The 12,525-nt window shown below is 57.4% G+C and carries 8 protein-coding genes and 3 pseudogenes; 9 read left to right on the top strand and 2 right to left on the bottom strand.

The window, feature by feature from the left end:
* The 9 genes and pseudogenes from FV220_RS26465 to FV220_RS04215 form a co-directional block, all read left to right on the top strand.
* A partial coding sequence (locus tag FV220_RS26465; protein ID WP_348642059.1) for an IS3 family transposase occupies positions 1 to 97 on the top strand: 97 nt, incomplete at its 5' end.
* 244 nt (positions 98 to 341) lie between these two features.
* A complete protein-coding gene (locus FV220_RS04250; RefSeq protein ID WP_018044634.1) occupies positions 342 to 686 on the top strand; it encodes a hypothetical protein in 345 nt (114 codons plus the stop codon).
* 23 nt (positions 687 to 709) lie between these two features.
* On the top strand, positions 710 to 973 hold the full coding sequence (locus tag FV220_RS04245; RefSeq protein WP_147829849.1) for a hypothetical protein: 264 nt from the start codon (positions 710 to 712) through the stop codon (positions 971 to 973).
* Between the two features lie 107 nt (positions 974 to 1,080).
* The gene (locus FV220_RS04240; RefSeq protein WP_018044635.1) at positions 1,081 to 3,597 is read left to right on the top strand and encodes a CheR family methyltransferase; all 2,517 of its coding nucleotides are present in this window, start codon (positions 1,081 to 1,083) and stop codon (positions 3,595 to 3,597) included.
* 1,105 nt (positions 3,598 to 4,702) lie between these two features.
* Entirely contained in the window at positions 4,703 to 5,140 is a 438-nt protein-coding gene (locus tag FV220_RS04235; RefSeq protein ID WP_056161208.1) for a TadE/TadG family type IV pilus assembly protein, read from the top strand.
* An 8-nt stretch (positions 5,141 to 5,148) separates the two neighbouring features.
* Positions 5,149 to 6,774, top strand: a complete 1,626-nt coding sequence (locus FV220_RS04230; RefSeq protein ID WP_082494148.1) for a pilus assembly protein TadG-related protein — start codon at positions 5,149 to 5,151, stop codon at positions 6,772 to 6,774.
* A 1,057-nt stretch (positions 6,775 to 7,831) separates the two neighbouring features.
* Positions 7,832 to 7,982: pseudogene (locus FV220_RS04225) on the top strand (IS3 family transposase); the annotation flags it as partial.
* Between the two features lie 405 nt (positions 7,983 to 8,387).
* Positions 8,388 to 9,872 carry a PAS domain-containing methyl-accepting chemotaxis protein gene (locus FV220_RS04220; protein WP_056161207.1) on the top strand — a complete coding sequence of 495 codons (1,485 nt, stop codon included), beginning with the start codon at positions 8,388 to 8,390 and terminating at the stop codon, positions 9,870 to 9,872.
* A gap of 33 nt (positions 9,873 to 9,905) precedes the next feature.
* Positions 9,906 to 10,199, top strand: a pseudogene (locus FV220_RS04215) (transposase); the annotation flags it as partial.
* Between the two features lie 33 nt (positions 10,200 to 10,232).
* Here the strand turns inward: FV220_RS04215 and FV220_RS04210 are convergent.
* Positions 10,233 to 11,299 (bottom strand): annotated as a pseudogene (locus FV220_RS04210) (IS630 family transposase).
* Between the two features lie 230 nt (positions 11,300 to 11,529).
* Positions 11,530 to 12,138, bottom strand: coding sequence for a PAS domain-containing protein (locus FV220_RS04205; protein WP_051439860.1), 609 nt, complete (start codon positions 12,136 to 12,138; stop codon positions 11,530 to 11,532).
* Positions 12,139 to 12,525 lie beyond the last annotated feature (387 nt).

The following is a 12,525-nucleotide window of genomic DNA, read 5'->3' as shown; positions in this document are numbered from 1 at the left end:
CGACTACATCGAACGCTTCTACAATCCGGCCCGCCGACACTCGACCCTCGGCTACGTCAGCCCAATCGAGTTCGAAAAACAGGCCCAATTAGCTTAGGATCGTGTCCACGGAACCAGCAGCAGGCCAGCCATCCCGGCCACTCAACCCTGCCTCAGCCTCTTATCGGACGGGCTCTGAGTCAGTGCACAAGCGTCCCACCTCGGCTACCACATGAGCGCAAACCACGGCACTCGCCGGGAATTAATTTGCGTCATGCTTTTTCTCAGCGCAGTCTACGAAGGTGTCTAGGTCGCTTCGTAGACACTGGAAGGTTCGCTAAAAATTTCGGTCGGGACGAAAAATGAGTGATGCCAATACAGGAGATCGCGCCCTCGAGACGGCTCGGGCGTTGCGCGCAGCGGCCGAGGAGGCGCGGCGGACAATCCTGGCGTCGCGTGAAATCGTACAGAGATCGCAAGAGCAGACGCGCGCAATGATAAACCGGCCTGAGATTGAGCCGTGTGATCATCACACCAACCAGCCCCCGTCGGAGAAGCTCGTCCGCTGCCTGATCCAGGCTTACGAACTCGCCATAGATGAGGATGATGTTCAGACACAGGCCTTGCTAGGCAGCATGTTACATGATGTGGGGGGACGCATCGCTGCGGCGGTTGGACCGAAGGCGGCCCAAATGATCCTGCATTGATCATCGCGGAACGGAAAAATGGGATGGCTCAGGATTTTGATGAAGATCCAATGGATCGTCACGGCACTCAAATACTGGCCCGTATCGCCCAGACACTTGACGTACCGCTCACCACTTTCTTTTCGAAGACGCAACCCTCGCCGTCCATTGGCTCATTGAATGCTTCCGAGTTAAAAAATCTCGCCCAGACAACGGAGATGCTTCGAAATTTTGTCAAACTGAAAGATACCGACGCTCGCGAGCGTTGCCTGGATTTCGTGAAAAGGGAAATCGAACGGCAAAATTAGTTTGGCTTAGTTGGCAGGAACGTCATCAACATCCTCGATTTCGTGGGGTTGATCCGCCAAGCCCTTTGTGTCCCTTGAGGCGACACGTAGCGGGGTTAGGATAGGCGATGACCACACAGGATCGGTTCCCGATCATCGGTATTGGAGCATCCGCTGGCGGCATCGAGGCTATGAGAGCCTTTTTCAATGGGTTTCCGCAGAGCCTCGATGCGGCTGTAATCGTCGTGACGCACCTCAACCCCGAGCGTGAAAGCCTGCTGACCGAAGTCTTGGCGCGATTCACGGCTTTGAAGGTCGAGAACATTATCGACGGCGTGTTGGTTCAGCCTCGTCACGTTTACGTCATGCCCCCCGGCGTCACTCTCGGCATCCAAGACGCTCGGCTCATCACGACGCCACTCCCTCCTGGAACCCGCGAGACGAAACCAGTCGATATCTTTTTTACCAAACTCGCGCTCGACCAGGGGGAGCGGGTGGTGGGCGTCATTCTGTCGGGCGGTGATGGCGACGGCGCAATCGGAGTCAAAGCGATCCGGGAGCACGGAGGCCTCACTCTAGCTCAGGTCGGAGACGAAGACGGCCCCGAAACGCCGGACATGCCTTTCAGCGCGATGCGGACCGGCTACATCGATTTCGGATTACGGGCCAGCGAAATGGGCGCCCGGATTGCTGAAAGTTATCTCGGTGACCGGGAGCCTTCACTAAGCGGTTTCGACAACGGCGATTCGGCGGATGCCACTGTTTCCGAGGATTTGCTCGCAGACATCTACGCCATCCTGCGCCGACAGGTTGGGCATGATTTCGCGGGCTACAAACCCAGCACGTTTCTCCGCCGCCTGTCCCGGCGCATCAGCGTCAGCGGCTCGGCCGGGCCACAGGCCTACCTCGAACTGCTGCGCGCAAACTCTGCGGAGGTCGCCGCCCTTTTCCGGGACCTGCTCATTGGCGTGACGAAGTTCTTCCGCGACGCTGCCGCTTTCGACGCGCTCTCCGCCCTGGTGATCCCTCTGCTATTCGAGGGACGTGGCCCCGACGATACGGTACGGGTCTGGGTGCCCGCCTGCTCGACCGGCGAAGAGGTCTATTCCATCGCCATACTCTTGCGTGAGCACGCCGATACGTTGCCCAACCCACCACGTATCCAGATTTTCGCCACCGATATCGACGAACGCTCGCTTACCGTCGCCCGATTTGGCCGCTACCCGCGGGCCTACCTCGATGCCGTCTCGCCAGAGCGTATTGCTCGCCATTTCGTCTCGGAGGCGGAGAGCGTCGTCATCAGTAAGAAGCTGCGGGACATGTGCACATTCTCGCCCCACAGCGTGCTGCGCGATCCACCGTTCTCGCGCCTCGACCTCGTCTCCTGCCGTAACCTGCTGATCTACCTCGGCCTTGCCGCCCAGGAGCAGGTTCTACCTATCCTTCACTATGCCTTGCGCCCATCCGGGTATCTGTTCATCGGCATGGCTGAAAACGTCACGCGCTTCGAAAATCTATTCGCCACCGTTGAGAAGAAGCACCGAATTTTTCAGGCCCGTAACACGATCCGACCGGTGCGTTTGCCGTCCATGCTCGACCCTGACAGGACTGGTATCCTTGCGGCTGGTGAAGGCCGGCGCCGAAGCGGGACGACGCACGCGACGCTGCGGCAGGTGGTAGAGGCAGAGATACTCATCACGTTCAGTCCACCGCATGCGGTTGTGACGCGCTCAGGCGAAGCCGTGCATTACTCCCCTCGGATCGGTGACTATCTGGAGATCGCCTCAGGCCAACCGACGCAGGATTTAGCCGCGATGGCTCGTCGCGGACTGCGCCTGGAACTTCGCATGGTCCTCAGTGAGGCCATCGAGGGGAACCGGTTGGCAGTTCGAGATGATCTTGAATATACCATGCCGGATGGTCGTATCCGAAAGCTATCTCTGATCGTCAAGCCGCTTGCGATGACAGCCGAAGCGGAGCCACTGTTTCTCGTTGTTTTCGACGATGCGGCGTCCCCCATCGATCCGACCCTCCGGCGCGCGCAGATGAACGGCGAGCAGAGCGAGGAAATCGCTCGGCTGGAGCGTGAACTGACTGATGCGCGCGAGCGTATGCTGGCGATCGTTGAAGAGTATGAGACCTCTCTTGAAGAGCTGAAATCGTCAAACGAAGAAATGCATTCTGTCAACGAAGAAGCACAATCGGCAAACGAGGAGTTGGAGGCTTCCAAGGAAGAAGTCCAGTCAATTAACGAAGAGCTTCACACGGTCAATACAGAACTGAACTTGAAAATTGACCTCATGGATCAGATGAGCGACGATCATGAGGCTCTGTTTGAGAGCACTGAGCTCGCAAGTGTATTCCTCGACAAAAGCTTACGGATTCGCCTTTTCACACGGGCCGCCGCGGATATATTCAACATAGTGCCAAGCGATCATGGACGTTTGTTGAGTAATTTCTCGGCTCCGTTCTCGTTGGTGTGGTTGCCGGATGAAGCCTATAGAGTGATGGTCGAAAGACAGACGAGCGAGAGAACGATCGACGGACTGGACGGCGCACGTTACCGAATTCGCCTTACGGCGACGGCTCGAAGAGGCGCTGAAGTGTCGGGTGTCGTGGCGAACTTCGTCAAGTTGGCCGAATAGGCAGCCTCGGCACGGGGCTCATAGGCTCGACGACAGGCCCGATGTGAGAGGGCTACGTCGCCCACTGCGCAAGTGAGCAGATCGACCTGCTACTGCCTCCGAATGAACGATGTTGATGTCCGCTTGGCGCGACGGCAAGCGGTCAGCCCGCATCTTGAAGAGTTTCCGGGTACGCCTCCGGTGACGGCCGCGGTCGTCATTCCGACAGTGCGTCAGGCGGCGATCTGCTGGGGCTGAGCCAATGTCCCGTTCCGCGGCAGTCTTTCGTCGATACTTCCGGCGGGATGATCGGATAACCGAAGGACCACGCCGAAGGAGGATCGCGAAGGCCTGACGAAAATTGTTCGCCAAAACCGGCTTACAGATCCAGCACCTCGTCCCAGGCTCAGCATGGGAGAATGGGGGGGGCCAACGGCAAGCTGACGGACGAAAGCCTACGCCGAGACATCGTCTGCTCGCTGAAGAATGCGCAGATCGTGAGGGAGATCTGGCAGATCATCGACACCCGCATCCGACCGCATTCCTCGTTGGGCCGCCGACCGCCCGTGCCTGTAATTTTCCCGATTCTGGCTCTTCGACTACCCATGGTCACCACCATGCCGTCGCCCTCACGAGAACCAGCATAAAATACCCACCAAGCCTCTCACTCGCCCCACCTCATCTAATAATGCTTACTTCAAAATTACGGCCTTAACCCTGCAAATACATTTATCTAAGCAAGCTTATGATTATTGAAGCTGACAATTATGCCAAAAATAGAATATTATATTATTAGAGAAGTATTTTATATTCATTTATTAGATATGACGCTCATAAAATCAGACAAATAAAACATGGGTTCCAGCACAAGCATAGTTTATAAAAAGGTAATTATTTTCCATAAAAATAATTCATATTTGAGTGCGCCGTCAAATACCCCACGCCGCACTGTGGCTCCTCAAAATCGCGAATCTTTTTGATCGGCCGTAGCTTGTAGCGGCATATTTCTCATGTAAGTTGATAAGTGCAACCGCGCTGTCTGTCGCTCCCAGCGGGCGCTCTCGGTGACCTTATCGCCTGAAGCCCCATCCTCAGGATTGGTCGCTCTCTCGAAGATTGAGGAAAAATGGCTAGGAACAGTCGTTTCTCACTGAGACGTTTTCAAGTCGCCGAGGAAGGAGCCGCGGCCGTCGAGTTCGCTCTCCTCGTACCGATCCTCATGGTTTTGCTGTTTGGAATCGTTGGTTTTGGGTGGTTCCTGGGAATCGCTCATAGCCTACAGGAAGCCGCCTCCCAATCTGCACGAGCGTCTGTAGCGGGCATGGATGTCAGCGAGCGGTCCGCTGTAGCATTAGCGACCATCAAGCGTAGAATCTCCGACAATCCCTTGATCGATCCCGATTCACTGACGGTGAATGTCGGGGCGGATGCGGGAAATCCCGATCTCTTCACGGTCACCCTCCGCTACGACATGAGTGCGAACCTACTCAAGATCGTACCAACGTTCGTCCCCTTGCCAACAACATTGATGAGGACAGCTAGTATTCGCCGGGGAGGTCTGTGAAGCGGACCATGCTAAAGGCATTACGATCTGACCGCAGCGGTGCGATTGCTCCCCTCGTTGGCCTCGCGATTTTCGCGCTGCTTGGCTTTTGCGGTCTCGGCATCGATTTCGGCGTTGCCTTCAACCACAAGCGTAAGCTTCAGTCCGCCGTGGACTTAGCTGCCCTGGCCGCTACGGGCGCCAAAGATAAGGTCGGTGCTGCCACCCTCGCCATGATCGACAATGGCTTCAGCGTTCCGTCAAAACTTACGGTGACGCCTGGGACGTACACGGCAGACCGCAGCATCAGTCCCGAGGCCCGGTTCTCGGAGGGGGGGGCCTCCCCGAATGCGACCCGGGTTACGGCCAATTCGTCGATCATCACCAGCTTCTCTCACCTGATCGGCGGGCCTGGATCCATGGAGATGACGGCAAGCGCAACGGCTATACGGGCCGAACTCGCTGCCTTCAGCATTGGCTCTCGCGCCGCCGCCCTAGATGGGGGAATCGGCAACGCCCTCCTGTCAAGCATTTTAGGAACGTCCGTATCCTTGTCCGTTCTCGATTACCATGCCCTAGCCGGTCTAAAGATCGATGCGCTCACTTTCCTGAAGAACGCAGCCACTCGGGGCCATATTCAGGCCGCAACCTACAAAGATGTACTAGACGGTTCGGTCACCGTCGGCGAGTTGGCTCTCGCTTTAGCCGATACCGCTCGTGCGACACCCGGCGGGTTCGAGGCCGCACAAATTCTGAGTCGTCTTGCCGCAGGGAAAGGCGGAACCGAGCGCGTGAAGCTCGGAAACCTGCTATCAGTCGGAGACCTGGCACAACAACCCCTAACATCTCCTGGCTCGCCACTGACTGTCGGGGCGCTTGGCATGCTGAGTGCGGGGGCGGTTCTCGCCAATGGGACGAACCAAATAAGCGCCGACTTGGGTGTTAACATACCGGGCTTGCTTAAGTCTAAGGTTACGTTTCGAGTTGGCGAGGCTCGGCGTACGTCAGGCTTTGTTCTACCCGGCACCACGCTCTCGACATCGCAGGTTCGTGCTCTCGTAGAGGTCTCCCTCGCGGCTCCTCTTGGGCTTGGAGAATTGAAAGTTCCAATTTATGTGGAAGTCGGGCGCGCGACAGCGAAACTGGCAAAGCTCACATGCCCCTGGAACTCGCAGGATCAGAGGTCGGTCACGTTGGACGTGACAACAGGCGCTGCCTACCTTTCCCTTGGAGAGACGCCCTTATCGTATCTCGATCCTGAAGGACCACGTCCTCCACTAACGCCAGCGGTCATCCTGCGCGCCCCGCTCCTCGAGGTGCGAGCTTCCTCAAAATTTGAATTGGGACAGACCACCCGCAGTGTTAATTTTGGCGATGCAGACATCACATCCGGACGAATAAAAACCGTCTCCTCGGACAAGCTGACGTCGTCTTTATCTCGCTCACTTTTTTCGAGTCTGTATCTCGATGTGAATGGTCTCCCATTAGGTGGTATTCTCAACCTGCAGCAACTGATCGGCTCGGTGCTTATGTTAGCCGCGCCTAGCATCGATGCCATCCTCGACGCACTGCTGGCGACATTGGGGATCCAGATTGGGACCGCCGATGTCTCCGTAGACGGGACACGCTGCAATGGTGCAGCTCTGGTGCAATAGCAATATTTTTCTGCCTCTTAAGTCATTGATATGACGAAAATTTGAGGCCATTCCCAATTCGTGAAATATCACCGTTCATAACCGGCGTACGATACAATCGCACGATACGCAATCAACGTAAGTGGAAGGGATGCCCAATTCGGCACGATGATGTGTCCGCTAGCGGTCAATGCCGAACGTTCGAAGCATACTGCAGCCTATTCGTCGCGCTTTTGACTTTGTGTCGCTAACTGTCGAAATTTGACGCCGTTTCTATATTTCGCCGTCGTACCAAGCCTCAATGACTTCGGACGTTCGCAAAGCAGTCTTGCAAACCCGCAAGGTTTTCAAACTCGGAAGCTTCAATAAAAATATATCTGGAACTACGTCTGCGTCCAGCAGAACCAGTCGCACGCTCAACTCACTGCGGCTACAGACGAGCACAGGTACCATCGTATGTTCGGTCAGAAAAATGGCCCCGGACTCGAAAGTAGTTCCCCACTTATCCTTGAGTTTATCAATCATCATTCACCTCCGCGAGACAATCATATTATTTGTACAATTCTAAACATTTTCCCGATCAAAGGCGGAGCGAAAGATGATTGCTAGAAAAATATAAAATTCATTCCCAGTCATCTGTTAACGCAAGTTGCCTAACCTGCTGTTTGGAGCGAGCAGAATACCCATCGTGTTCATGTCCCACCTGTTTTGGCCTCCGGAAATGAGTATCAACGGCCGGATAGCCTTTCTCAGTTTTCGGAAGCAGGGGCACGCTAGCTCTAATGGCGCGAATGTAGCACGAGTTCGCTCGTTGCTTTCCCTTACAACATTCGATCAAGATCATTGCATACAGGTTAAAACTCGCCTCATTTTTGTCCGCGGCTCAACCTTTAGGCGATTTCTTCCCTCGCGGGCGACCATGCGAGTAGTGTGGACACACGCTAGGCCGTGAAACCATGACGATTTTTGGATCGGGACGAACCTGCTCGGATCTTTTTCTCCTTGGAAGGAGTTGCCAATGGCTTGATATGATCTGACGGATGTAGAATGGACGGTCATCAAGCCGGTGCCGCCGACCGCGATCCGGATCGCTCGTAAGCTTGAGGCGCTGTACGTGATCGACGTGCCTTCGGACCTGTTCAGCCTCCGCGGGGTTGCCCGGTTATATCCCCTCGGACAACGGGCCGGAGTGCGTTGCCGAGACCGTTCAGGACTGGATCGGAGCGGTTGATCAACCGCCGCCGACATCGAGCCGGCAGCCCGTGGGAGAACGGCTGATTGTAAGGAGGTGTCGGCTTCGCACAGCACCAGCAGCGCCGCTTCAGCCTCGATCCGCCTTATGGTGGGCATGATGGCGGGCTTGGGCGGAGCCTCGAAGTTGACTGGCAGCGGATGATCCAAGGCCTGGGTGCTGCTCGTGGTTGGCATACCTCATAGGCTCATGGTCGCGGGCCAATCCACACGAAGGACCAAAAAATCGCATCTCAGTTGAGTTATGGAAGGAATTAAAGCCATTGTTAACGGGTGCGGCGTGATGGTGGTGATCTGTTGTTCGAGTATTCAGTCAGAGCTGGAGCGTAGGTTGTGGGCGCGACGCGCCGGCGTCACGCAAGAAATCCCGAAAGTATTTGAGAATGCTTTTCAGTCGCCCCCTTCATCCGAGGACGGAAGATTGTGCCAAGATAGCGGCGCTTGAACGGTCCCAGGGGGTGATCGAATTCGATCTTTATGGAACGGTGGTTCGCGCCAACGAGAATTTCCTTTCCGTGCTCGGTTTCAGCGCAGGGGAGGTCGTTGGACAGCACCACCGAGGGTTTGTCGAGCCGGCCGTGCGGGATAGTCGCGCATACAGTGAGTTTTGGGAGAAGCTGCGGGCCGGCGAGTTCCAGGCCGGGCAATTCAAGCGCATCGGTAAGGATGGCCGCGAGGTCTGGATCGAGGCGTCCTACAACCCGATTTTCGACCGTCGGGGCAAGCCCTACAAGATCATCAAATTCTCGGCCGACATTACGCATCAGAAGCAACTCGATGCGGATTGCAAAGGGCAGATCGAGGCTATCCAGAAGGCGCAAGCAGTCATCGCCTTCAATCTAGATGGGACCATTATCGAGGCCAATCAAAACTTCCTGTCGGTTGTTGGTTACACGCTCCCCGAAATCGTCGGTCAGCATCACAGGATATTCGTCGATCCAGCTTTCGGCGACAGTCCTGGTTATGCGGCGTTCTGGGGCAAGCTGCGCCAGGGCGAGTACCAGAAGGGGCAGTTCAACCGCATCGGCAAGGACGGTCGCGTGGTTTGGATTGAAGCTTCCTATAATCCCATCTTTGATGCGAGCGGCCGGCCCTACAAGGTGGTGAAGTTCGCCATCGACATTACGGCGCAAGTCGTTTTGCTGGCTAACCTCAAGCGCCTGATCGAACAGAATTTTGCAGAGATAGACGGGGCCATTTCGATCTCCTCGCAGGAGTCGAGGTCCGCCACGGAGGCTGCGGGAATTACAGCCAACAACGTACAGACCATGGCTGCCGCCTCCGAAGAACTGGCCGCCTCCGTCGACGAAATCTCACACAGCATGAGCAAGGCACGGATCGCAACGGACGATGCACATGCGCAGGTGGAGGCAGCGGGTGCGGTCACCCAGAAGCTCACGGCAGCCGCCACGGCGATGAGCGGCATCGTGGCCCTGATCCATGCTATCGCCAGTCAGATCAATCTGCTGGCCCTTAACGCGAGCATTGAGGCGGCGAGGGCTGGCGAAGCTGGACGCGGTTTTGCGGTGGTCGCGCAGGAAGTCAAGAACCTCGCCGCTCAGGCGGCCCGTGCCACGAGCCAAATTTCCAGCGAGATCGACAGCGTACAAACAGCGTCGGAACAGGTCGCCGGGACGCTTGGAACGATCCAGGGATCGGTCGAGACCATGCGCGACTACGTGGTCAGCACAGCCGCTGCGGTTGAGGAGCAGAGCGTTGTAACGCGTGAGATGTCACGGAGCATGCAAGGGGCGGCCGAAGCCGTTCGAGACATTTCACGGAGCGTGCTGGCGATCTCGGAATCTATCAACGAGGTCTCATGGGCCGTCGACACGACAAAGGAGGCTGCTCGTGTTCTCGCCCGTTAAAAGTGTGCGCCGCATCGCCCCCGATCCCGTCGTATGGGTTGCTCGCGCAGCGGCCTGACCACCACGATCCATGTCCCGGTCGATGCCGTGGGCCGCCCCATCGCACTCAAACTGACCAAGGGTCAAACTCATGACGGCCGCTCCTCGGACGATATGCTCGGCGCGCTCGGTCCGGGTCAGACCCTCCTCGGCGACCGGGCCTACGACAGCGACGAACGGCGAGACCGTCTGGCGAAACAGGGCGCGTTGGCCAACGTCCGCCCCATGTGCAACCGCTACCTCGTCGAACGCTTCTTAAACACAATCAAGCACTTCAAGGCAGTTGCCGCATACCTTGGCATCGTTGTCTAGTGCGCTGACTCAGACAGATGGTGCAGGGAGGCGTTTGAGAGCGCTGAGGATGGCGTCGGCGGGTTTTGTCCATTGGAAGGGCCTTGCCCGCTGGTTGTGCGCGGCGATGTAGCGTTTGATGGCGGCTTGCAGATCGACGATGCCGGTGAAGGTGCCGCGCCGCAGCCGGCGGCGCGAAAGGGCGGAGAAGAAGCCCTCGACGGCATTGAGCCAGGAGGCTGAGGTCGGGGTAAAGTGAAAGGTCCAGCGCGGATGGCGCGCGAGCCAGGCGCGGACCTTCGGGTGCTTGTGGGCCGCATAGTTGTTGAGGATGGCATGAACCGTCTTGCCAGCCGGGACGGCGGCCTCGACGGTGTTCAGGAAGCGGATGAACTCACCGTTGCGATGGCGCTGCATGCAGCGGCCGAGCACGGTTCCTTCCAGGACGTCGAGCGCGGCAAGCAGTGTGGTGGTGCCGTGGCGGGTGTAACCGTGGGTCTGGGCGGTGGGGCGCCCTGAGCCGAGCGGCGGGGCGGGTCATGTGCGCTCCAGCGCCTGGATCTGGGACTTCTCGTCGATGGAGAGCACGACCGCGTGATGTGGCGGGTCCATGTAGAGGCCGACGATGTCCTCGACCTTTTCGGTTAAGGCGGCATCGTTCGAGCGCCTGAAGGTGCGCACGCGGTGTGGTTGTAGGCGGTGGGCCTCCCAGATGCGTTGCACGGACCGCAGCGAGATGCCGACCTATTCGGCTACGGCGCGACCTGCCCAATGCGTGACCTCGCCCGGTGGCTCGGAGCAGGTCAGGGCCAATACCACGGCGACGGTGCGCGCCGACAGCGGTTCCTTGCCGGGCGGGTCTTGTCATGCAGTAGGCCCTCGACGCCTTCCTCGGCAAAGTGCTGCTGCCAGCGCCAGACCGCCGGGCGGCTGGCGGCGGCCCGCCGCGCCGCTTCCACCACCGACAGGCGCTCGGCAGAGAACAGCACGATCCGGGCACGCTGGATGTGCTTGAACGGACGCCAGCGGTCGCCGATGATGCTCGTCCGCCGCGCCCGGGCGGCTTCGTCAAGGAGAACACAGACAGTCTGAGCCATCCCCTCAGACACGCATACCTCACCGCAAAGGTGAATCCTCCGTATGCGTCACCGCAATAGGATGGCAGAGAGATAGAGCGCCTCCCACACCGTATTGTGGCCGAAGTGCTCCATGCGCCCTGGCGGCAGTGGCCTGCCCTGATTCCCATCCGAGAAGCGAAGCACATTGGCCAGCAGCCCAATGAATCAGCCTCACAACCTGTCGTCGAGCGTATTACTTAAATGGGCTTCTAGTTCATCTCGCTGTATCGCCTGCGATCCGACAGCTTCGCGAGGGCCCGCCCAACCTCCAATAATAGCATATCGCTCATCCTATGGAGGAGGGGTTCAGGAAGCTCATGGATGGCTTTTCTGGCAGCAAGGCAATGCTCGGCAGCGCGTTCTAACGGGTGCTGGGCCTGACACGTCAGATGAGAACTCTCATCTTGGTTGCCAAGACGCGATTGAGTGATATCGATCAACACGCCGCTTCCACGCTGAGGTCGTCCTGCCTTGTCTAGAGCAATACGCCCCCGATCGAGGACCCAGCGGACGACACCGTCAGCCGAGCAAACCCGGTACTCAAACGTGCAGCACAGGCCTGTCTCCGTGCTTTGCTTGATCTCGCGGGTAAAGCGCTCACGATCGTCCGGATGAACGCCGGCGCGAAAGGCATTGAGCGAAGTGCCGGCCGCTGCTTCAGCGGGGTCAAGATTGAACACGAGCGCCACCAGGGCGTCAGCATAAACGCGATCATTCGGAACATCGTAGTCCCATCGCCCGATCACGTCGGACGCGTCGAGCGCCTGCTGCAGCAGGACCTGCGAAACCTGGGCCTCGCGAGATATGATTGTACCCACTCGTGCCCCACAGATCCGCTTCCATGCAACCTGAGAGTACGATAAGCCCAGAAAATTATAAAAGCGATACCGGTGAAAATTTACTACCGCACGGGTTAGGACAGGGGAAATTATTATTCAATTTTAGGTTGTTATTATGGAGGCGATAGGGGTCGTAAGCTGCGTATCGGTGAAGCCGATCCGTTGCTCACAGGAGGCTCGAGCGTCCCTGTTGCAAAGGTCAAAGTCTCGAGATCGTAGAGCGCTCGACTGAAATCCTGGACTGCAGAGACACTGTGTCTTTCCGTGCCAGGCCTGCGCGACACGCAGGATGTCAGCTGTGACGAGCGGAGAGTTGATTTGGCAATGCGCCAAAATTGCCTTGATTTTATTGAGGCTTTCGTGCGC

It is taken from the genome of Methylobacterium sp. WL19 (assembly GCF_008040005.1).
GTDB classification, from domain to species: Bacteria; Pseudomonadota; Alphaproteobacteria; order Rhizobiales; family Beijerinckiaceae; genus Methylobacterium; species Methylobacterium bullatum.
This window is presented reverse-complemented; position numbering and strand designations above follow the sequence as displayed.